Here is a 20900-nt window from a genome sequence, read left to right as displayed (position 1 = left end):
CCGGGTTGGCCGTGAGCACTGCCTGCCCCCACCACTTGTCGACTACTGCGGCGATCGGGTCGAGGTCGAGGGTGTCATCGGCCTCTGCCAGCGCGATCCGCAGTTCCGCCACGAACACGTCGCGGTCGTCCGGACGGAGCGCGTCACGGATCGCGGGTCCGTTCTTCTCGATGCGGTTGCGGACTCCATAGATCGGGATGGTGTCGGCCATGCGATCCATTGTCCCTACAGCCCACATCCTCGACAACGACGACAGCGCGTGGCGTGGCTGTCGGCTCGGCGCCCGCAGCTCGTGGGGAGACGAGCCACGGTGGTGGTGACGCATGCGCGCGTAGAAGCTGGACCTAGTTGCGGCTCTGTGGTAATCGCGCGCACGTGGCGGTCAACACGGGGGACCGTCCGAACCCTCCGGAGAATGTCGTCCCGGAGAATCATTTCTCGGGTGGTGCAGCCCATCCTTTGGCGTCGGGGTTCCATATAGGCGTTCAGGTAGACCTGCGTCGTTTCAATGGACTCGCGGCCGGGCCGGAGCGCGATGCTGGTGATGTCGACGCCAGCATGGAAACCGGTTGCGAACGGGTGCCGCAGACGACGCGGGTCGACGTAGACCTGGCCGTCACCGAATCGAGTACGAACCTCGTGCGCCCAGCGGGTTGCCGAGGCGGACTTTCCGGCCCCGGGCATGCCCGTCACGACCACCGCCCGCGGCATACCCGCCACGGCGACCGTTCGGAATCCACGGCGGCTGTCCGGTATGGAACGTCCGGCAGCTGCCTATAGTGGGCGAGGCGGGTCGCCGGTTACGGCGAGAACTCGCCAGATCATGGTCCGGGTGGGGGTCCAACCATGCAGCCACTGAGGTCGGACGATCCCGCTCAGGTCGGCCCGTACAAGCTGGTGGGGCGGTTGGGCGCCGGCGGAATGGGCCGCGTCTACCTGGGACGCTCACCGGCCGGGCGCGCCATAGCGGTGAAGGTCGTCCGGCCCGAGCTCGCCGACGACCCGGAGTTCCGGGACCGGTTCGCCCGAGAGGTGCAGGCCGCTCAGGCCGTCAGCGGCGCGTACACGGCCGCGGTCATCGACGCCGACCCGACAGCCGACCGCCCTGGCTTGCCACCGCCTACGTCCCCGGACTGTCCCTCGCCGAGACTCTCCGCCGGACAGGCCCGCTCCCCCAGGCGTCGGTGAAAACGCTCGCCGCCGGGCTCGCCGAAGCACTCGCCGCCGTACACAGGGCCGGGCTCGTCCACCGCGATCTCAAACCGTCGAACGTGCTGCTGGCCACCGACGGCCCGAAGATCATCGACTTCGGGATCTCCCGCGCGGCCGACGCCACCGGGCTCACCCAGACCGGCGGCGTTCTGGGCTCACCCGGTTTCATGGCACCCGAGCAGATAACTGGCGGTGAGATCGGCCCGCCATGCGACGTGTTCGCCCTCGGCGCGCTCATCGCCTTCGCCGCGACCGGTAGAGAACCGTTCGGCACCGGCCCCACCCCGGCGCTGGTCTACCGGCTGGTCCACAGCGAGCCGACGCTTGACGGCATCGACGGCGACCTGCGCGAACTCGTCACCGCCTGCCTGGCGAAGGACCCCGCCGCCCGGCCAGGGCTGGCGGACGTTCTGGCGCGGCTCACCGACCAGGATGAGGAAACGACCGTCCTGCGGCCCGGCCCGGGCTGGCTGCCACCGCCGGTGGTCGACGTTCTGCTTACCCACGCGGCGGCCACCGCCGCGGCCCACCCGTCCGACGCCGGCCAGCCGCCTCCAGTTGTGCCCACGCCTTCAGCCCCAGCCGCGTCTGCGTCCGGGGACGACCGAGGTCGCGGGAGTGATGAGGCTGCCGCGCCCGCGCCCGCAGCCGCATCCGCGCCCGGAACGAGCGAGGACGGGCCCCACGCACACCTTGGCCCCGGTGACGTCGGGCCATCGGCCGAGGCAGCCACTGCCCAAGCCGAGGCAGCCACCGCCCGACCCGTAACGCGTGGACCCGCCGCGGCAGCCGCGACGTCGCAGACCCGGCGCCGTCGCAGGACCCCGCTGGCGATTGGGGCCTGCGCGCTCGTCGCAGCCCTTGTCGCAATCAGCATCGGCCTGGCCATAGCCACGAGCGGACCAGGTCGGCAGCTCGCAGCAGCCGGCGACGCACAGCCGGGACCCACGACGTCCGTCGCGCACCCCGCCGCGACTGCCGGCTCGCCGCTGCCGGATCCGTCAGCGAATATATCCGCGGGTGCGTCCCCGGATATGTCCCCGACGGCAGCGACCGCACCGGGGGCCCTGGCAGGCGGCGAACAGCCGGCCACCGCAGACGGCAGAGCAGCAGGCCAACCCGCACCGGCAACAACGCCCAGGGCGGGCACCGACCGTGGCTCCCCGGGCGGCAACATGCCGCCACCACCGCCGGTGGCCAGCCAACCGCTACCGGCCGCCCACTCGTTCAGCTTCGCCGGGAACCTCAGCCGGTACTCGTGTGCGGACGAGGGACGCCTGGCCTCCGCCCGCACCACGGACGGCGTCCAGGTCACTTTCGACGACCAGAGCCCCGAAACCGTACAGATCTACTGGCTGGACTTCGACGGCTCCCGAGTGGCCTACGCCCCGTCCCTTGCGACGGGAAACGCCTACTCGAGCAACACCTACGTCAATCACCTGTGGCTCGTCGCCAACTCGAACGGCCGCTGCCTGGGTATCTTCACGGCCGGCAACACGGGCGGAAGAATCACCGTGTATTAGCTCACCGAACAACCACGGAGCACGCGAAACACATCGGGCAAGAGCGTGCGCAGCACGATGCTGTGACGCAGTACCCAAACCGGCAACATGATTCGCAGCGTCTTTTCCGCCACGGCGGCATATCGTCCACATTTAGGGACCCCGCAGGCCCAATATCTGGCGCCCACAAGGTGTTTCGGTAGAGGTCATTCGTCCGTGCCAGCGGACTCATCGTCCAGGTGCTGACTCAGCCGCCTGACTGCCTGTTCCAGGTCGGGCAGATCGCGGTCGACGGTGGCCTGGAGGATCGCATGAGAGGTGTCGAAGTAGCGGTGGGCCAGGTGGTCGCGCATCCGTGCGATCTGCTTCCAGTAGGTCACAGCGCCACCTGTTCGCGCTCAACCCGCGCGCGGACCTCGGGCTTGAGGTCCCATGCCGGGACCAGGTCGACCCGGACACCGAGGATGGTCTCCAACCCGTCCTGCACGCGACCGAGTCCGAGCAGTCCCAGGTCGGCAGGCAGGTCGGCAAGCAGGTCCACATCACTGTCGGGGCGGTCCTGGCCGCGGGCCACGCTGCCGAACACCCGCAAGTTCGACACCCCATGCGCTGCAGCCGCCGCAATCAATTCCCTCCGGTGGCGACGGACCGCACGCCCGACCGGCCCGGACAACATCTGTAGCCGGCACGGCAGCGGACGAACTCCCACGGTGAGCTCGAACCCGGTCGCCTCAATCAGCGCGGCCAACGTCGACACAGCCGGCTGCCGGCGCCCGGACTCATAGGCACTGATCACGCTCTGCGGCACTCCCGCGCGGGCGGCCAGCTCGACCTGAGTCAACCCCGCCCGGCGACGCGCGTCCCGAAGCACCGTCGCCGCCACATCACCGCCAGGGAGCACGTCCTCGACGATATCGCGCATCGTCGATATTGAACAAGCATCCGAAACGCTGTTGGTGCCTAAAACTTGGTCTGGGATTGTGACTTGGGACTTCTCGCGGGTGCGGGATCCCGGTCCATGTCTGACAGGGTCGGCGACACAGCCAGGGCCGGATGCGGACGATGCTGTGGCCGGATCCAGACGAGTGAGCAACCTGTTGGAGATCGTCGTCCTGCTCCTGGACGACGGCACAGATTTGATCATCCATGCGATGCGGATACGGTCGAAGTACCGAGATCTCCTATCTTGATCATCAAGAGGCGTGTCATGGCAGGACAGCAGTGAAGACGTCTACATCGAACAGCGTGCTGGCGATCGACGAGCCGGTGGATCGACTGAGGCCGGTCGAGGTCGGACATCCACGGCTGTGACCTGCCTTCCAGCCGCCGGAAGAAAATCCCGCGCACCCTACCTTCCTGACATCCGACCGGTCACAGACGGCTGGCATGCTTCATTCGACCAAAAAGCCGATGGGGTCCGGCTGAGCAGGGCGTGGCGTGGCGTGGCGGATCAGCTACTCGTCGGGCGATTCGTCCGGTTTGCGGATCGTGACATCGCCGGGACGAGGCTCCCGACCGAGGACAAGGCGGTGATGCTTTCGGCCATGCTCGACACAGGTCGGGAGGCGTAGATGTCCGTCGACAAAGGACCGGTCACCGGGCAGCGGGCTGTCTGCCGGTACAGAACCGAACGCTGCCTCCCCGCACCTGCTCACGCCGCACTCGCCTTCATCAGTCATCGATACCCGATCCTTCTGCGACTGAAGTCCCTCAGACCAGGCGATGGCGCACTCCACGGAGTCTGCCATCGCCTGATGGTAGCTATCCCGCCCAGGTGAGTCCGAGCTTTTCCCATGCGTGGAACGGGGACGTCCCCTGAAGATCAACCAGGAATGAGGCTGCCAGCGGTCAGCGGCGTAGTTTTCGGCAGCGCTATGTGGCGCTGTAGTGTGTCGTAGACGGCAGTATACGGGGGATCCTGGCGTTCTCACCTCCAGACAGCGATATATGTCTCGATCATGTTTGCGCGATCTGCCACCTCCCCTCGCGGGATATCCACCAGTTCATAGCCCAGCGCGAGATAAACCTCCTCGTGCAGACGTTCGAACTTCAGAGCGTCCACAAATGTGATCTTCCGGGCGGCGGTAGGCTCAATGAATCCGATGTTGCGGACAAAGAACACCCGGCGGTCATAGACGCGCTCACGCGTGATCCTGTCGATTTCTTCGGTGAGCACCGCCGATGGCGGGTAGCCGAGATACAGGCTCAGCGCGAGGGTACAGACGGGAGAGCGGTCGAAGACCTGTAGCCCAAGTCGGGACGAACCGATCCGACTTGCCACTGTCGCTGCAGGCCGACGACCTTATCGATGAAGGTCGACCGCACCCACGGCTCAGTATCACCCTGCGCCTGCTCTGCCGCGATGACAGCTGTTGCCGCTTCATCGACCACTTCGTGGCCGCGATCCCATAAGGTTCGCAAAATTGTGGTCTTCCCAGCGCCGGGAGCCCCCGTCAGAATGTACCGCTTCATCAATGAAGTCGTACTACGGTTTGACGGGTTCGGATTGGTTCGATCACCTTGGGATACGCCAGGCGATTCACCGGGGGACCGGCAACAACCGGAAGAAGGCTCGGACCTCGTCCACGAAGATGGCTGGCTGCTCGAACGCCGCGAAGTGGCCGCCGCGGTCCGGCTCGTTCCAGTAACGGAGGTCCCGGAAACGGGTCTCGACCAGGCGGCGGGACAGCCGGAACAGCTCCCGCGGGAAGATCGAACATCCGGTCGGGACGGTCACCAGCCCCTCGGGACGGTTCCGGAAGCTCTCCCAGTACAACCGTGCCGAGGACGCGCCGGCGGCCGGTAGCCAGTACATCATCACGTTGTCGAGCAGTTGGTCCCGGGTGAGGACCTTCTCCGGATGCCCGTCACAGTCCGTCCAGCCGTGGAACTTCTCCACGATCCAGCCGGCGAGCGCGGCCGGTGAGTCCACCAGGCCGTACCCCACGGTCTGCGGCCGGGTGGACTGCTGGGTCGAGTAGCCCGCCTCTTCCTTCCGGTAACGCCTGCCCGCATCAAGCGACACCCGGTCCCACTCGTCCAACTCCCCCAGCTCGGCCATGGCCACGCGGATGTTCACCGACGGCAGTGTCAGGTGCAGGCCGAGCACGGCGCCCGGATGGCGGACGGCGAGCGCGGTCGACACCATCGCTCCCCAGTCACCACCTTGCAGCGCGTACCGGTCGTAGCCCAGCACGATCATCAGTTCCGCCCACGCATCAGCGATCCGCGGCACCCCCCAGCCGGTGCCGGTCGGCTTGTCGCTGAATCCGTATCCCGGCAGGGACGGCAGGACGAGGTGGAACGCGTCGGCGGCCGAACCGCCGTGCGCGACCGGGTCGGTCAACGGCCCGATGACGTCCAGAAACTCCACGATCGACCCGGGCCAGCCGTGCGTCATCAACAGCGGCACCGCGCCGACGTGCGGCGACGTCACGTGCAGCACGTGGATATCCAGCCCGTCGATACTGACCTTCACCTGGTCCAGCGCGTTCAACCTGCGCTCGGTAGCCCGCCAGTCGTACTCTTCCGCCCAGTAGGAGACAGCTCGCGCAGGTACCCCAACGGGATGCCCTGGGACCAGTCGGGCACGGTCTCGCGGTCGGGCCAGCGGGTCCGGCGGAGCCGGTCACGCAGGTCGTCCAGGTCGGCGTCTGGGATCTCGATGCGGTACGGGGTCACCTCGGCCATGAGGTTCTCATCCCTTCGTCGGCCCGTCTGCTCGTCACGCGGAATGTGGTTCACGATGCTGGACACGGTGTCGGGAAGGAGTCGGCGACCGGTCTCGACAATACGCGTATTCGGTATCCCGACGCCGGACGACGACGGCTGGATGAACGACGTGCAGGTTCCCGGTCGCCCGCCACAGACAGGAACGTCGATCATGATGTGTGACGATCGATTGACGCGGAAACCTCCGCCCAGCCTTACTTGATCTTTGTCCGGCGAAAGTGGTCCTTTCTCACCGAGGTGCCCCCGGCCCGATCGTTCAAGCCGGGGTACGAGTGGGAAGATGGACCGTATGCGCATGATATTGAACCTGATATGGCTGGTGCTGTGCGGGTTCTGGATGGCGCTGGGCTACGCCCTCGCCGCACTGATCTGCTTCATCCTGATCATTACCATTCCGTTCGGGGTCGCCTCGCTACGCATCGCCAACTTCGCATTGTGGCCATTTGGCCGCCGGGTGATCGATCGCCACGACGCGGGCGCGCCATCACTGATCGGAAACGTGCTGTGGATCGTGTTCGCCGGCTGGTGGCTGGCGCTCGGTCACCTAACGACCGGCCTGCTGCTGTGCCTCACGATCATCGGCATCCCACTGGGGCTCGCGAACTTCAAGCTGATCCCGGTCTCGCTGCTGCCGCTGGGCCGGGAGATCGTCCGGATCGACGACCCCTACAACGCCGACCGCCTCGCCTTCCGCTGAGCGTCCGGGACGGACCTGGGTCTCCGGGTAGATCAGCGCGGCAGTGGTGTACCGCGGCCACGAGGGCAGAGATGTCACCAGCGATGATCATACGGCGTTGCCGGCCGAGTTCTTCTTCCGCTTGACCGCTTCGTCGACCGCTTCGCGGACGTCGTCCTCGGTCACCGGACTGCGATCACCGGGCTGCCGAAATCGATATCTGGCCGGACACATCCTCAATGCCTGGCCATTCACCATCATTAAGATATAAAGAAGATTGTCAGATTCAGCCCAACGATCCCGGACGGGTGCCGCTGCTGGTACGCGCAGGGGGAAAGCGTGAAGAGCCCTCGTCGCTCGGTCAGCCCGGTGGGAATCGGTGTCGACCCACCGGTCCGGAATGATCTAGAACACGGTATACCGGTCATCGACGGCAAGCCGAGGGCACGGGTCTCCTGCCGGCAAACCAGAGTGGCAACCCACAGTAGGGAGACCATGTGAGGGCACGTGGGCCGACCAGCGGAACCCGGCTCACGCTACGCTCGGTCGCACAGAGGCTGCTGGCGGACATCTCCCCCCTGCGGGCCTATCCGACCTACCGCCGCATGTGGGCCGGTGAAACGGTCTCCGCGCTCGGCTCCCAGATCACCGCCACCGCGGTTCCCCTGCAGGTCTACGACATCACCCACTCGTCCTTCCAGGTCGGGCTCGCCAGCCTGGTGGCGCTGGTCCCACTGGTCGCCTGCGGGCTGCTCGGCGGCGCGATCGCTGACGCCGTCGACCGGCGGCGCCTCGCCCTGGTCACCTCCAGTGGACTGGCCGCGGTGTCGGCCGGGCTCCTGCTGTTCGCGCTTGTCGCCGGCGGCGCCGGCCCCGTCTGGCCGCTGTTCTGCCTGATCGCGGTGCAGTCCGCGCTGGTTTCCGTCGACGGGCCGGCACGGCGGGCGATGACTCCGAATCTGGTGCCGCTGCGGGAGCTGCCGGCCGCCACGGCCCTGCAGCAGATCGGCTGGAACACCGCGCTGACCGCTGGACCACTCATCGCCGGGATGAGCGTGACCGCCGGCGGCTACACCCTGGCCTACACGCTGGATCTGGCGACCTTCGTCGCGGCGCTGTACAGCTTGGCCCGCCTCCCGCCGATGCCACCGCAAGGTGGCGGGCGGCGCGCCGGGAGGGCCAGCATCGGGGAGGGGCTTGCGTTCCTGGGCGGGCAACCGGTCGTGCTCATGACGTTCGTTGTGGACATCATCGCCATGATTTTCGGGATGCCACGGGCGCTGTTCCCGGAACTGGCCCGGACCCAGTTCGACGGCGGGACCACCACGGCCAGCATGCTGTACTCGGCGGTCGCGGCAGGGGCGCTGCTCGGTGCCGGTCTGTCCGGCCCGCTCGGCCGGATCAACCGTCAGGGCCTGGCGGTGGTAGTGGCGATCGTCGTCTGGGGCGGCGCGATAGCGGGATTCGGGCTCACCCACACCCTCGCCGTCGGCGTGCTGCTCCTGGCCCTGGCCGGCGCGGCGGACATGGTCAGCGCGGTCTTCCGCACCTCCATCCTGAACGTTGCCACCCCGGACGCGATGCGCGGCCGGCTGCAGGGGGTGTTCCTGGTCGTCGTCGCCGGCGGCCCCCGGCTGGGTGACCTGGAAGCGGGTAGCGCCGCCGCCCTGGTCTCGCCGGCCTTCTCCGTCGTCAGCGGCGGCCTGACCTGCATCGGCGGGCTCCTGCTCGCCACGGCTGCCGTCCCGGCCCTGCGGAGATACGACGCACGGGAGGCGATCGCCAAGGCGGAAGCGACCACCTCCGCGCACGTCCACGAGCAGGCGTCCCCGGACGCCGCCGCCTCCACCCGGCCGAGCAGGCTCGAAATATCTCAACAGTAGGACGTAGGACCAGTCAGCCTGCCATGTCCTACCTCCGCTCAACGCGACTGTTCCTCTGTTCGCAGATCCCGGTACGAACAGATCCCGACCCGCGCGGGTGTCGTCGACGAACCACCGGTCTCCCGGTACGACCATGCGTAACGCAGATATCAACGTACCGCCAGGACGATCACGTCGGGAGGCAAACGGTCAGGAGAACAGCATCCGGATGTCGTCGGCGTCCAGAGTCGTGTTGAAAACACCACCCTCGTCCATGACGCTGGAGAACAGCTCGGCCTTCCGCTCCTTTAACATCATCACCTTCTCCTCGATGGTGCCCCTGGCGACAAGACGGTAGACCATGACATTCCGCGTCTGCCCGATGCGATGGGTACGGTCGACCGCCTGCGCCTCCGTCGCCGGATTCCACCACGGGTCGAGGAGAAAACAATAGTCCGCCTCGGTGAGGTTCAACCCGAATCCGCCAGCCTTGAGGCTGATGAGGAAGACCGGGGCCGACCCCTCCTTGAACTGCTCCACCACCTTGGCCCTGTTCCGCGTCCTGCCGTCAAGGTAGCAGTACTCCACGCCCGCCGCGGACAGCCGCTCACGCACCTTGCCGAGAAATCCGGTGAACTGGCTGAAGACCAACGCCCGATGCCCGCCGTCAACCACGTCGACAAGCTGCTCGAGCAACGCGTCTATCTTGGCGCACGGAAGATCACCTTTTGCGTCGTCGACAAGCCCGGCATGCAGGCTGAGCTGGCGCAGCAGCGTCAGCGAACGCAGAATGGTGAACCTGTTCCGGTTCATGTCGTCGACCAGGCCGAGGACCTTCTGCCGTTCCTTCTGCAAGTGGGTCTGATATACCTTGCGGTGTCGTGGATGCAGCTCGACCTCGAGGACCTGCTCCTGTTTCGCGGGAAGATCGGTGGCCACCTGTTCCTTCGTACGCCGTTTGACCAGCGGCTTGATCCGTCGCCGTAACTGCGCGAGGAGATCGCTGTCGCCCTGCTTCTCGATCGGCCGGGCATAGTAGTCACGGAAACGGGTCGGGTGCGGGAACAAACCCGGCACGGTGATCGACAGCAGCGACCACAGCTCCATCAGGTTGTTCTCCATCGGAGTACCGGTGATGGCGAGCTTGAACGGCACGGTCAACGACCGCACACACTGGTAGATCTTCGACTGGTGGTTCTTGACCGCCTGGGCCTCATCCAGAATCAGCCCCGACCAGGTGACGCCGGAATAGGTGTCGAAGTCGAGCCGGAGCAGCGTGTACGAGGTCACCACCACGTCCGCGCCAGCCACGATCTGATCGAGGCCCTCCCCGCGGCGGCGCAGTGTGTCGAAGATCGATACAACCCGCAGGTCCGGCGCGAAACGGGCGGCTTCCGCCTTCCAGTTCGCGACGACACTCGTCGGCGCGACGATGAGGAACGGCGGGAGCTCCGGATCGGCCTGTTTGGCATGACAGATCAGCGCCAGCGACTGCACGGTCTTACCGAGCCCCATGTCGTCGGCGAGAACCCCGCCGAGCTGGAACTCCCACACAAACGCCAACCACCGGAAACCCTCGGCCTGGTAGGGGCGCAGCCGCGCCGCGAGCGTCGCCGGTGGCTCCTTCGCGTCGACGGACTCGATCGACCGCAGCCCCGCCACCTGCCGCCGCCACGCCTCCGTCTGATGGTCGACGACACCGAGTTCGACCAGATCATCCCACAGCCCGACCTGAAACCGGCTGATCCGCGGGGGCCCGTCGGATACGTCCCGCAGCGCCCGCGCCTCCTCTATCAACGTCCACAACGTGCGCAGTTCGGGTTTCAACAAGGAGAAGAAGGTGCCATCGGGCAGAAGCATGTGCGACTGTTCCCTGCTCAACGCCAGGAACACCTCCGTGAACGGAATATCGCGTCCCGCCACGCTGATAGTCACCCCGAGATCGAACCAGTCGGTCTCACCCACCACATCGTGGGCCGACACACCGATACGCAGCGAGTTACTTTCCTCGCGATAGTCGGCAGGGCTCCCGCTGACCTCGACAGTGATCCCGGGCTGGTCCTCCGCCCACGGCAACAGTTCCGTGGAGAACCGCATCGTGTCGATGCCGCTAAGCCGCGCGCGCGACACCGAATTTCCTTCCCCACCGGCCTCACCGGCCGACAACAGCCCGAACGTCTCCAGTGGAATATCAAGCCTGTCCAGGATCTCCTGCTCCTGCGCCCTGTCCCGATATCCGGGATGCGGCGCGCTGTCGTGCAGCGACACCCGCGGCCGTGCATCGCCGACGGTGTACTCCCACCCCCAGTCGACGTCGAGGTCATGATCGGCGCCGTAGGAGGCGTGCAGCACCAGTGTGGGCGGCACGATCGTCGGAGGCACGAAGGAGTCGTCGCTGGAGATCACCGGGGCCAGTCGCCGCAGCCGCGGATAGAACTCGTCGCGGAAACGCTCCTCCTCGGCCGCCGGGATCTCCAACTGCCTGTTCTCCTGCGCCATCCGTTGCAGCTCCGGCGGCACCGGCGTGACGAGTCTGGCCAACCGCAGCCGCCAATCACCATGATTAGCCGAGGCCTGGATCTCCGCACGGTCGACGTAGACGACACCGTGACCTTCCTGCCCGATGAACGCGAACGGCGCGGCATCCGCACCCGCCCCCTCCACCCGTAACACCGGGGTGATCACAAGCGTTTCGGATCCTTCGGCGGGTCCTGTGCCGCGGGTGACGTCCAGGAAGAGTTCAGCGGAGCCGTACCGATCCACATCACCGAGCCGCTTCTTCCCGTGCACCAAGCGGAGACCGATCGCCTCGGCGTCGTCGAGCATCCGCCAGAGCAGAACACTACCGAACATGGACAGATCGATCGACTTATCCTCAGGATAAGAATAGGAGGAATAGGAGGAATAACTTGCGTAATCCTTACCCGACCGGTAAACAGCGTACATCTCCCGCAATAACCGTACATGCGAGGCAAGGTACTCGCCGTGATAGTAAGGCGAGTTCAGCCTCGACCACGACAACGCGCCGACCCAGCCGTTCCTCCCCGGCCTCACCAACCGAGCGAGAACACGCAGTGCCAGCCCACCCGCTGCCGAGCCACGTGGCGGCGGACCCGAGGACAAGGTCAGCTCGACAGCCAACGGCGTCACGCTCGCGCTGCTCTCAACGCCCTCGACCGGGGAACCCAGCAACACGTCCAGAGACCGCCGCCAAGACGACGACGGAAGATTCCGGTTCACAGCCGCCTGCGAATATTCGACTCTCATCGCCGTCCACCCCGACACCACGACACACCAACAATTGATACCCACACGACAGCCGTACCAGCCCGCGCGTGAAGACCGGCCCGACCGAGACCCTGAAACACCACAGGCAACATATGACTACGCTAGCAGCCGCATACCAGCACCTCATTCCAGCTTTATACGCGGTCAGCCTTACATAAGATCATCATTACATAAAGTAGCGAGATGTGGGGCTGGATGCGAAGAGCAGTCCGAGCCCACCCCGCCCACCAGGCACGACGGTTCATAGCCGGTCACTGGGCCGCTGAACCCTCAACTACCCTACGTAGTCGATTGCTATGGAGCCAAGCGGGGCTTGAAGCGCTCGCCGACGCCTTGGCCTACATCAATCCACACAGTTGCACCAGGGGGAGCAAATCGTTCATCGCATTCGCCCAGCTCGTCAGTTTCATCAGTTCAGCCATGAAACATCGATGCCGCCAAGCAGCCGTCCAGGACCCTGACAGTCAGATGGACGTCGGGGTCAGGGGCCATCCGGGCAGGTTGCGCACGGCCATCCAGACGAGCGCGGCGCCGGCCAGGCCGTAGGCAAGTGGTCTGGGGACGCGCGCCTGCTCGCCCAGGCTGACCGCGCGCGCCTGCCGCCAGATCAGGTACATCAGCACCGGGCTACAAAGCAGTACGAAGAGGTTGTCGTGAACCGCGGCCCGCGCATGACCGTGAAGCAGGTCGTGAACCAGACGAAGGCCTCCACACGCCGGGCAATCGAGCCCGGTGACAATCTTTGTCGGACAGACCGGCATGACCGTATTCGGATCGTGCGGGTCAGCAACGACAAGGTAGCCGACGCCCAGCGCGCACGCCGACGCGCTGAGCATCAGCCACTGGCGGCCGATGGTCCTGCCAGTACGGTTCTTCTGACTAGAGTTGCGCCGCCAGGTCGCCCGACCCCAGCTCTGCTGGGCCAGCCGTGCCATCCTGGCCGGACTGGCACGGCTGCTCCCGCTGGCGTCACGGCCGATCCTGCTGGTAAGGCCGGAGCGGGCCGCGCGGTTCCGGTTTCTCATCCGCGATCGCGATACGAAGTTCACCGCCGCGTTCGACGCCGTCCTCACTCACGAATACCGGCAGACAGCATGACCCGAACCAGGTACCTGACACCCACACCCCAGCGACTTGCCCGCGGGTATTCGACGAGCAGCTGCCCGCCTCCCACCACATCGACGCCCCGTATGCGAACAACCCGATTGAATCGGATCACAGCCGGTTGAAGGCCTCCGCCCAATGCAACCGAGCCGCCACGCCGAGATGGAACTCGGCATGGCGCCGAATCAACCAGCAGGATCACCGGTGGCCGGCGTCAAAACGACGATCAATGTGGTGGGCAACGCGCTGCTATATCCATTCGCAATATCATCACCCGCGACGGCGCCGGACTGCCCGCCGCGTGAGGAGCAGGACGACCCCGCCAGCAACCGCCCCGCCAGTGGCTCGGGGATGCCGACGGGTTTGCTGGCCCGCCGCACGAGCGGCCTTGCCGCCGGTGGCCACGGTCTTCTCGGCAGCCGCGGCAACCTGCGGATGATGATCGGCCTGGTCGCGAAGGGTCCCGACGGCCTTGTCCCGAATACCCAGCGTCTTCTCGGTCGCCGTGGCGACCTGCGGGTTCTGGCGTACCTTCTCCCGGACCGTACCAGCCGCCTTCTCAGCGGCGTCGCGGGTCCGGCCAGCGGCTGCCGCGACGTGCGGCGCGAGCCCACTTGTCGCGTCTGCGGCCTTCCGTTGGAGGTCGACGGCATTCGCGTCTTCAGCACCCGTTCCACCGATGGAAGCGGCGTCTGCCCCAGTGTCGGCGGCAGCGGGTGGAAGCACGTCCGCACAATCCGGTCGCGAGGGTTCGGACTGTTTGACCATTGAAGTTTCCTCCCAACGAATCAGCGATCTGTCGTGGTCGAATGCCACGAACAGATTGGTCTTGTGTCTACTACCCGAGTTCCGTCGTCGATAACCGGATGATTCCAACTATTGCTCTGATAGCGCTCGTAGTTCCAGCTATCCGGCGTGACAGTGAGCAGAACCTGACATGAGCGTGGAGAACCTGGCAATCAAAGATTGCTAGGACGGCGGCTGGCGCGGGCCGTGCTCGTCGGTTTCGCTGAACGCCCGGGAGCGCTCAGCCGCGTCCGGGCTACCCCCGAACAGGCGGGCGTCCGCGTGGGCCTCCTCGGGATGTGCGGGGAGGTCCAGCCGCGTACCGATGGCCGGATCGGTGGCCGGGGCCCCGGCGGTGGTCGGGTCGGACTCGCGCCGCTGTGCCGGCCCGTGCAGCCCCTTCCCATGGCCGTCATGCTCGCCGTCCCACGCCGAGCCGTCCCGCCCGTGTTCGAGCCTTGTCCTCGGCAGCGCCGCCGGGTGCTGCTGCCGCAGCCATCGCACGAGCGACTCCCGGACGTGGCAGCGCAGGTCGAACACGGTCGGTCCGTCGCTACCGCTGACCAGCACCCGGACCCGGACGCATCCGCCGACCGCGTCGGTTACCTGGAGCACCGAGACCCGGCCGTCCCAGAGGGCGGTGGCGTCCAGGATCCGGTGCATCTCCGCCCGCATCTCCTCTACCGGCACCGACCAGTCCAGGTCCAGCTCGACTACGCCGAGCACGGCCGCCTCCCGGCGCGTCCAGTTCTGGAACGGCGTGGTGGTGAAGTACGTCGATGGTAGGATCATGCGTCGGTCGTCCCAGATGTGGACGACTACGTAGGTCAGTGTGATCTCCTCGATACGCCCCCATTCCTCCTCCACGACGACCACGTCGTCCACCCGGATGGCATCGGTGAAGGCGAGCTGCAGCCCGGCGAACACGTTCGCCAACGAGGTCTGTGCGGCGAGGCCGGCAACGATGGCGACGATTCCGGCGGACGCGACGATGCTGGCACCGGCGATGCGCACGCTTGGGAACGTCATCAGCATTGAGGCCACGGCAATGACGGTGATGACGGCCACCGTGATGCGACGCAGCAGGGTCACCTGCGTATGCACCCGGCGGGCGTGCCGGTTGTCGGCGACGTCCATCCGGTAGCGGGCCAGGGCCAGGTCCTCGAGGAGGAACGTGAGCACCGCCACCAGCCAGGAGACGCCGCCGATGAAGACCAGGCCGAGCAGCCGGACGATGGCCCCGGTCCAGGTCTGTTCGGGCATGGCGTTCAGCGCGACAAGCAGGGCGACGAGGACGAGGGTGAGACGGGCCGGGTGTCGCCCGCGCTGGGCCAGGTCGGCGGCGGCTATCGAACGGCGCCCGACCCGGCAGGCTATCCGGTCGACGACCAGCGCGACCACATAGCCGATCGCGACGGCCACGACCAGCACGACCAGCACGGCGGGTGTCGAATCAGCCTCCGGTAGGGACATCTCGGCTGCATTGCGAATGACCACGCCGGACTCCTCGGATCAGTCTGGTAGCGGCAGCCCGGGCAGCGCCTTGCGCCGGGCGGCGCGCCTGTGTCCAGGGATGCCTTCCCGTGGTGGGGCGCTATAACGTGAGAGGCCCGTCACATCTGGAAGTGTCCTGAGATCTCTCTTGAGCGAGGTTGATCTGGCCCCGTACCCTCGATCCTGAGCGTGACAGGAGGGTCTGTTGCATCCGAGAGATTTTTGATCATTCATGGTGGATAGATGCGCCGACGCCCTGCCCGTTCACCAGGTTCCGCCTCCCGTCCGAGGGGACGCGTACTGGCGGCCCGCTGGCATCTCCGCTACGCCCTGTCGTATCGGGACGTCGAGGAGCTCCTCCGCGCCACGCCGAACAAGGTCTCATGGTCGATCACGTCACGGTCCACCGGTGGGTGCGGCGGTTCACCTCGCTGCTGATCGATGCAGCCCGCCCCTGCCGGCACGCCCCTGGGGACAGGTGGTTTGTCGACGGGTGTGCGAGGTGCGGCGGCGACAGCCTCGGCGACGGTGTGCTGCCCGGCCAGGCGCCCCTGCCCGGGTACCGAGCCGCCCACGCCTCGCCGCGGACCACGCATCCACGCATCCGCCGAGGTCGGGGTGGTCAGGCGGCAAGCCCGTGCTGCGCATCGGCCGCCTGGTAGCTGACGGCCAGCTCGCCATCGTGTGCGTCGACCTGCACCACACCGCCCTCGGAGACCTCGCCGCGCAGCAGCGCCCGCCCGATGCGGGTCTCGATCTCGTGGGAGATGTAGCGGCGCAGCGGCCGGGCCCCGTAGACCGGGTCGAAGCCGGCTTGTGCAATGTGGCGGCGGCCGGCGCCGGTCAGCTCCAGGGTGATCCGCCGCTCCGCCAGTCGTCGGCGCAGATCGTCGACCTGCAGGTCGACGATCTTCTCGAGCTGCGTCAGGGACAACGGCCGGAACAGAATGATGTCGTCGATCCGGTTGAGGAATTCCGGGCGGAAGTGCCCACGCAGCTCCGCCATCACCCGTGTCTCCGCCTCGGGCCTGATCCGGCCCTCGGTGTCCAGGCCGTCGAGGAGGTACTCGGAGCCGATGTTGGAGGTCATGATGATGACGGTGTTGCGGAAGTCGACCCGGTGCCCTTGGGCGTCGGTGACGCGCCCGTCGTCCAACACCTGCAGCAAGACGTTGAACACGTCGGTGTGCGCCTTCTCGATCTCGTCGAAGAGCACCACCGAGTACGGCTTGCGCCGGACCGCCTCGGTGAGCTGCCCACCTTCCTCGTAGCCGACGTAGCCGGGGGGAGCGCCGACGAGCCGGCTGACCGTGTGCCGTTCCTGGTACTCGCTCATGTCCAGGCGGATCATGCTCTCCTCGGTGTCGAACAGGGCCGCGGCCAGCGTCCTGGCCAGCTCGGTCTTGCCGACGCCTGTCGGCCCGAGGAAGACGAAGGAGCCGATGGGGCGGCGGAGGTCACGGATCCCGGAGCGAGCCCGGATGATCGCGTCGGCGACCAGGGCGACGGCCACGTCCTGACCCACCACCCGCTCCCGCAGGATCTCGTCCAGGCGCAGCAGCTTGTCCCGTTCGGTCTCGCGTAGCCGGGCGACCGGGATGCCGGTCCAGACCGCGACGATCTCGGCGATCTCCTCCTCGGTGACTACCTCACGCAGCAGCCGGTGCTCGCCCTGCTTGGCGGCGAGCTGTTCCTCCTCCGCCGTGAGTCGCCGTTCCAGCTCGCGCAGCCGGCCGTAGCGCAGCTCGGCGGCCCGGTTCAGGTCGTAGGAGCGCTCGGCCTCCTCGGCCTCCCGGCGCACCCGCTCCAGCTCCTCGCGCAGTTCCTGGACCCGCCGGATCGCCTGGCGTTCCGCGTCCCACTGGGCGCGCTTCGCGTCGGCATCGGCCCGCAGGTCGACGAGCTCCCGGCGCAGCTCCTCCAGACGGGCCCTGCTGGCCGGGTCGGTCTCCTTCGCCAGGGCGGCTTCCTCGATCTCCAGCCGGGTCACCCGCCGGGTGATCTCGTCCAGCTCGGCGGGCATCGAATCGATCTCGGTGCGCAACCGGGCGCACGCCTCGTCGACCAGGTCGATCGCCTTGTCCGGCAGGAAACGGTCAGTGATATAGCGGTTGCTCATCGTTGCCGCGGCAACGAGCGCGCCGTCCTGGATCTTCACCCCGTGGTAGATCTCGAACCGTTCCCGCAGGCCGCGCAGGATGGAGATGGTGTCCTCCACGGTCGGCTCGTCCACCATGACCGGCTGGAACCGGCGCTCCAGCGCGGCGTCGGCCTCGACGCGCTTGCGGTACTCGTCCAACGTCGTGGCGCCGATCATGTGCAGTTCGCCGCGGGCCAGCATGGGCTTGAGCATGTTGCCGGCGTCCATGGCACCTTCACCGGCGCCGGCGCCGACCACGGTGTGCAGCTCGTCGACGAACAGCAGGATGCGGCCCTGCGCGGCCTTCACCTCGGCGAGCACGGCCTTGAGCCGCTCCTCGAACTCGCCGCGGTACTTGGCGCCCGCCACCAGGGAACCGAGGTCGAGCGCGAAGATGCTCTTGTCGCGCAACCCCTCCGGAACGTCCCGGCGGACGATCCGCTGGGCCAGGCCCTCCACGATCGCGGTCTTACCGACGCCGGGGTCGCCGAGCAGCACCGGGTTGTTCTTCGTCTTACGGCTCAGGATCTGGATGACCCGGCGGATCTCGGCGTCCCGGCCGATCACCGGGTCGAGGGTGCCGGTCCGGGCCTGGCCGACCAGGTCCCGGCCATACTTCTCCAATGCCTCGTAGGCGGCTTCCGGCGTCGTGGAGGTGACCCGCTGGTGACCGCGCACCCGGGTGAGCGCGGACAGGAACGACTCCCGGGTGATTCCGTGCTCCGCCAGCCGGCGGCCGGCCGCGGTGCTGGTGCTCTCCTCGGCCAAGGCGAGGAGGAGGTGTTCCACCGAGACGTACTCGTCCTTGAGGCGCCCAGCTTCGCGTTCGGCCGCGTCCAGCAGCCCGGACAGTCGCTGGGTGACGAACACCTGTCCCGGCTGGGCACCCGGCCCGGTGACCTTCGGCCGCCGAGCCAGGTCGGCCTCGACCGCGGCGTGCAGCGTGGCGGTGTCGGCGCCGACCTGCCCGATCAGGCGCGGGACCAGCCCGTCGGGAGCCTCCAGCAGAGCGATCAGCAGGTGCTCGCCATCGACCTCGGTGTGCCCGAGCGCGGTCGCCTTGGCCTGGGCGGCGGCCAGCGCCTCCTGGGACTTCTGGGTCAGCCGGTTCATGTCCATGGTGGTGTGCTCCTCGCGGCTGTCCGCGGCCGAGCGGGTGTGCTGCTGCGCAGCGCGGCTTCCAGCGCATCGATGCGGTCGAGCAGGTCGAGGACGAGGCCGATGGCGGCGTAGTTCAGGCAGAGGCCGGCCCGCAGCCGTTGGATCCTGGCGATCGTCGCCGGGGCGTCCGGGGCGAACCACAGCGTCCCGGTGGCGTCGCGGGAGGCGTCCAGCAGGCTGAGCGCCACGAACCGGCGGAGCAGGTCGGGGTGCAGCCCGCTGCGGCTCGCGACCGTCTCCAAGGTCAACCTGCGGGTCGGCGCCAGCGGATAGCGAAGCCCGGCGGCGGGCGGCGGCGCTGCCCGCCGCTCCGACGGGGATCGGATGTTCATCCTCGGGATCCCCTCCTCGGATCAAAGGTCGACACGGCCGCCAGTTCTGCGAACAGCGCCCGCTCCCGGTCGGTCAGCTTCGGCGGCACCGACACGCTGACCTCGGCGTAGAGGTCGCCCGGCCGTCCGGAGGGATTCGGCAGGCCCTCGCCGCGCAGGCGCAGTCGGCGACCACTCGACGAACCCGCCGGGACGTGGACCTTGGCCTCGCCACCGGGGGTGGTGATCGGGACCGTTGCGCCGAGCGCCGCCTCCCACGGGGTAACCGGCAACGTCACGTAGATGTCCCGGCCGTCGGGCCGGTAACGGGGGTGCGGAGCGATCCGGACCCGCAGGTACAGGTTGCCGGGCTGGCCGCCGGCACTGCCGGTGCCGCCCTGCCCGGCCAGCCGGATGCGCTGCCCGTCAACCACCCCGGGTGGGATGGCGACCTGATAGCTGCGGGGTCCGTCCGGGCCGGTCATGGTCACCCGGCGCCGGCCACCCCGATAGGCCTCCTCGACCGTCAACTCGAGCTCGGCTTCCTGGTCTGCGCCGGGGATCGGCCCGGCCGCGCCGCGGGCCCCGAAGATGTCGCCGAACAGATCCTCGAATCCGGCTCCGCCGAACCGCGCGCCGAAGTCCGTGCCGAAGCCGGGTTCGACCCGGGCATCCCGGGACGGCCCCCGGCCGCCGCGTGCCCAGCCCCCGCCGACGCCCGCGCCGGCGGCCACCCGCTCCTCGTAGTCCTCGGGGATCCGTCGGAAGTCGTCGCCGAACCGGTCGTAGCGCGCCCTCGTCTTCGGGTCGGACAGCACGTGATATGCCTCACCGACCTCCTTGAACCGCTCCTCCGCCGCCGGATCGGAGTTCACGTCCGGGTGGTAGCGGCGGGCGAGCCTGCGGTAGGCCTGCTGCACCTCCTCGGCGCTCGCGTCGCGCCCGACACCGAGAACCTCGTAGTAGTCCCGGGCCACCGCTGGTCACTCCACGGACCCGCTGGCGTCGCGCCCGCCCCGACCCGGCTCCCGCTCCCTCGCGGACCCGCGCGTGCCTGGGGACCCCTGCCTACCGTCGTCGGCGTCGTCGGCGGGTGGCCGGCTGACGGCGACGCCGACGGGGCGCAACTGCCGGCCGCTGTCGCCGTAGCCGGGCCGGACCACGGCCACCACCGTGCCCGGCGGCATGCCGGGCTCCTCGACCACGCTCAGCACGTCGTGGCGGGCCGGGTCGAACGGCACCCCGACCTCGTCATGGCGCGGGTAGCCGAGCCGGTCGAGTACGTCGACGGCCTGGTCCCGCACGGCCCGGACGCCCGCCACGATCGAGCGGGGGTCGGCGTCGGCGTGGGCCAGCGCGAGTTCGAGGTGGTCGAGCACCGGCAGCCAGGCGCCGGCCGTACGGTCCCGCTCGGCCTCGCGGTCCCGCTCCAGGTCGCGGGCGAACCGTTTGCGCAGGTTCTCCAGATCGGCGGCGGTCCGCCGCCAGCGGTCCTCCCACTCGTCGATCCGTCCGGCGGACGCCGAGTCCTCGTCGTGGGCCGCATCGCCGCCCGGAGTCCCGGCGGCGCGCGCTTTGGTGCCGGCGAAGGCGTCCTGCGGGCCCTGATCCTGATCGGTCGACATCATGCGA

The 20900-nt window shown here is 67.7% G+C and carries 18 protein-coding genes and 3 pseudogenes; 6 read left to right on the top strand and 15 right to left on the bottom strand.

From position 1 onward, the window contains the following. On the bottom strand, window positions 1-211 hold a 211-nt coding region (locus CV1CTNOD_RS01735), incomplete at its 3' end, for a DUF6247 family protein (protein ID WP_242606282.1). A gap of 635 nt (window positions 212-846) precedes the next feature. On the opposite strand from CV1CTNOD_RS01735, the gene CV1CTNOD_RS27575 reads away from it, so the two are divergent. Next, window positions 847-1188: a hypothetical protein gene (locus CV1CTNOD_RS27575; RefSeq protein ID WP_347402875.1), complete on the top strand. Its 342-nt coding sequence runs from the start codon at window positions 847-849 to the stop codon at window positions 1186-1188. Then, window positions 1134-2735: a protein kinase domain-containing protein gene (locus CV1CTNOD_RS26175; protein ID WP_347402873.1), complete on the top strand. Its 1602-nt coding sequence runs from the start codon at window positions 1134-1136 to the stop codon at window positions 2733-2735. The genes CV1CTNOD_RS27575 and CV1CTNOD_RS26175 overlap by 55 nt, the downstream gene beginning before the upstream one ends. A gap of 185 nt (window positions 2736-2920) precedes the next feature. Here CV1CTNOD_RS26175 and CV1CTNOD_RS01720 read toward each other — a convergent pair whose 3' ends face one another. The 6 genes and pseudogenes from CV1CTNOD_RS01720 to CV1CTNOD_RS26160 form a co-directional block, all read right to left on the bottom strand. Next, on the bottom strand, window positions 2921-3094 hold the full coding sequence (locus CV1CTNOD_RS01720) for a HepT-like ribonuclease domain-containing protein (protein ID WP_207386114.1): 174 nt from the start codon (window positions 3092-3094) through the stop codon (window positions 2921-2923). Further along, window positions 3091-3636: a helix-turn-helix domain-containing protein gene (locus CV1CTNOD_RS26170; protein WP_131784424.1), complete on the bottom strand. Its 546-nt coding sequence runs from the start codon at window positions 3634-3636 to the stop codon at window positions 3091-3093. The genes CV1CTNOD_RS01720 and CV1CTNOD_RS26170 overlap by 4 nt, the downstream gene beginning before the upstream one ends. Window positions 3637-4641: 1005 nt before the next feature. Further along, the gene (locus CV1CTNOD_RS27230; RefSeq protein ID WP_207386113.1) at window positions 4642-4995 is read right to left on the bottom strand and encodes an AAA family ATPase; all 354 of its coding nucleotides are present in this window, start codon (window positions 4993-4995) and stop codon (window positions 4642-4644) included. Beyond that, window positions 4920-5186: an AAA family ATPase gene (locus CV1CTNOD_RS27570; protein WP_207386112.1), complete on the bottom strand. Its 267-nt coding sequence runs from the start codon at window positions 5184-5186 to the stop codon at window positions 4920-4922. The genes CV1CTNOD_RS27230 and CV1CTNOD_RS27570 overlap by 76 nt, the downstream gene beginning before the upstream one ends. A 67-nt stretch (window positions 5187-5253) precedes the next feature. Further along, window positions 5254-6114, bottom strand: coding sequence for an alpha/beta fold hydrolase (locus CV1CTNOD_RS01700; RefSeq protein WP_242606288.1), 861 nt, complete (start codon window positions 6112-6114; stop codon window positions 5254-5256). 24 nt (window positions 6115-6138) lie between these two features. Beyond that, a pseudogene (locus CV1CTNOD_RS26160) lies at window positions 6139-6404 on the bottom strand (epoxide hydrolase N-terminal domain-containing protein); the annotation flags it as partial. 331 nt (window positions 6405-6735) lie between these two features. Here CV1CTNOD_RS26160 and CV1CTNOD_RS01695 point away from each other — a divergent pair. Both CV1CTNOD_RS01695 and CV1CTNOD_RS01690 read left to right on the top strand, forming a co-directional pair. Then, window positions 6736-7143: a YccF domain-containing protein gene (locus CV1CTNOD_RS01695; protein ID WP_131784422.1), complete on the top strand. Its 408-nt coding sequence runs from the start codon at window positions 6736-6738 to the stop codon at window positions 7141-7143. A gap of 476 nt (window positions 7144-7619) precedes the next feature. Then, window positions 7620-9005, top strand: a complete 1386-nt coding sequence (locus tag CV1CTNOD_RS01690; protein ID WP_131784421.1) for an MFS transporter — start codon at window positions 7620-7622, stop codon at window positions 9003-9005. A gap of 189 nt (window positions 9006-9194) precedes the next feature. On the opposite strand, the gene CV1CTNOD_RS01685 is transcribed toward CV1CTNOD_RS01690, so the two are convergent. Both CV1CTNOD_RS01685 and CV1CTNOD_RS01680 read right to left on the bottom strand, forming a co-directional pair. Next, complete coding sequence (locus tag CV1CTNOD_RS01685) at window positions 9195-12059, bottom strand: DEAD/DEAH box helicase (protein ID WP_431607053.1); 2865 nt, start codon at window positions 12057-12059, stop codon at window positions 9195-9197. A 677-nt stretch (window positions 12060-12736) separates the two neighbouring features. After that, window positions 12737-13297, bottom strand: coding sequence for a DUF2752 domain-containing protein (locus CV1CTNOD_RS01680; RefSeq protein WP_242606279.1), 561 nt, complete (start codon window positions 13295-13297; stop codon window positions 12737-12739). A gap of 104 nt (window positions 13298-13401) precedes the next feature. On the opposite strand from CV1CTNOD_RS01680, the pseudogene CV1CTNOD_RS26155 reads away from it, so the two are divergent. Next, window positions 13402-13506, top strand: a pseudogene (locus CV1CTNOD_RS26155) (IS6 family transposase); the annotation flags it as partial. Between the two features lie 140 nt (window positions 13507-13646). Here the strand turns inward: CV1CTNOD_RS26155 and CV1CTNOD_RS01665 are convergent. Both CV1CTNOD_RS01665 and CV1CTNOD_RS01660 read right to left on the bottom strand, forming a co-directional pair. Continuing rightward, window positions 13647-14102, bottom strand: a complete 456-nt coding sequence (locus CV1CTNOD_RS01665) for a hypothetical protein (RefSeq protein WP_131784418.1) — start codon at window positions 14100-14102, stop codon at window positions 13647-13649. 243 nt (window positions 14103-14345) lie between these two features. Beyond that, window positions 14346-15659, bottom strand: coding sequence for a mechanosensitive ion channel family protein (locus CV1CTNOD_RS01660; protein ID WP_131784417.1), 1314 nt, complete (start codon window positions 15657-15659; stop codon window positions 14346-14348). A gap of 240 nt (window positions 15660-15899) precedes the next feature. Here CV1CTNOD_RS01660 and CV1CTNOD_RS01655 point away from each other — a divergent pair. After that, a pseudogene (locus CV1CTNOD_RS01655) lies at window positions 15900-16072 on the top strand (IS6 family transposase); the annotation flags it as partial. Window positions 16073-16278: 206 nt separating this feature from the next. Here CV1CTNOD_RS01655 and clpB read toward each other — a convergent pair. From clpB to CV1CTNOD_RS01635, 4 genes are read right to left on the bottom strand one after another with little or no spacing between them, the layout of a single operon-like run. Further along, on the bottom strand, window positions 16279-18915 hold the full coding sequence (clpB, locus tag CV1CTNOD_RS01650; RefSeq protein WP_131784416.1) for an ATP-dependent chaperone ClpB: 2637 nt from the start codon (window positions 18913-18915) through the stop codon (window positions 16279-16281). Next, the gene (locus CV1CTNOD_RS01645; RefSeq protein WP_131784415.1) at window positions 18906-19289 is read right to left on the bottom strand and encodes a chaperone modulator CbpM; all 384 of its coding nucleotides are present in this window, start codon (window positions 19287-19289) and stop codon (window positions 18906-18908) included. The genes clpB and CV1CTNOD_RS01645 overlap by 10 nt, the downstream gene beginning before the upstream one ends. Continuing rightward, on the bottom strand, window positions 19286-20245 hold the full coding sequence (locus tag CV1CTNOD_RS01640; protein ID WP_131784414.1) for a DnaJ C-terminal domain-containing protein: 960 nt from the start codon (window positions 20243-20245) through the stop codon (window positions 19286-19288). Before CV1CTNOD_RS01640 ends, CV1CTNOD_RS01645 begins: the two co-directional genes overlap by 4 nt. Window positions 20246-20251: 6 nt before the next feature. Further along, on the bottom strand, window positions 20252-20896 hold the full coding sequence (locus CV1CTNOD_RS01635) for a nucleotide exchange factor GrpE (protein ID WP_207386111.1): 645 nt from the start codon (window positions 20894-20896) through the stop codon (window positions 20252-20254). Between the last annotated feature and the right edge of the window lie 4 nt (window positions 20897-20900).

This window comes from Protofrankia symbiont of Coriaria ruscifolia (assembly GCF_900634745.1).
Lineage (GTDB): Bacteria > Actinomycetota > Actinomycetes > Frankiales > Frankiaceae > Protofrankia > Protofrankia californiensis.
Note: the sequence above shows the minus strand (reverse complement) of the source record. Positions and strands in the feature narration are given on the sequence as shown.

Bases quoted from the DNA above. Each gene is read 5' to 3' on its own strand.
- CV1CTNOD_RS27575 (WP_347402875.1), top strand. From the start codon at position 847: ATGCAGCCACTGAGGTCGGACGATCCCGCTCAGGTCGGCCCGTACAAG.
- CV1CTNOD_RS26170 (WP_131784424.1), bottom strand. From the start codon at position 3,636: ATGCGCGATATCGTCGAGGACGTGCTCCCTGGCGGTGATGTGGCGGCG.
- CV1CTNOD_RS27570 (WP_207386112.1), bottom strand. From the start codon at position 5,186: ATGAAGCGGTACATTCTGACGGGGGCTCCCGGCGCTGGGAAGACCACA.
- CV1CTNOD_RS01700 (WP_242606288.1), bottom strand. From the start codon at position 6,114: ATGACGCACGGCTGGCCCGGGTCGATCGTGGAGTTTCTGGACGTCATC.
- CV1CTNOD_RS01695 (WP_131784422.1), top strand. From the start codon at position 6,736: ATGCGCATGATATTGAACCTGATATGGCTGGTGCTGTGCGGGTTCTGG.
- CV1CTNOD_RS01680 (WP_242606279.1), bottom strand. From the start codon at position 13,297: ATGAGAAACCGGAACCGCGCGGCCCGCTCCGGCCTTACCAGCAGGATC.
- clpB (WP_131784416.1), bottom strand. From the start codon at position 18,915: ATGGACATGAACCGGCTGACCCAGAAGTCCCAGGAGGCGCTGGCCGCC.
- CV1CTNOD_RS01645 (WP_131784415.1), bottom strand. From the start codon at position 19,289: ATGAACATCCGATCCCCGTCGGAGCGGCGGGCAGCGCCGCCGCCCGCC.
- CV1CTNOD_RS01635 (WP_207386111.1), bottom strand. From the start codon at position 20,896: ATGATGTCGACCGATCAGGATCAGGGCCCGCAGGACGCCTTCGCCGGC.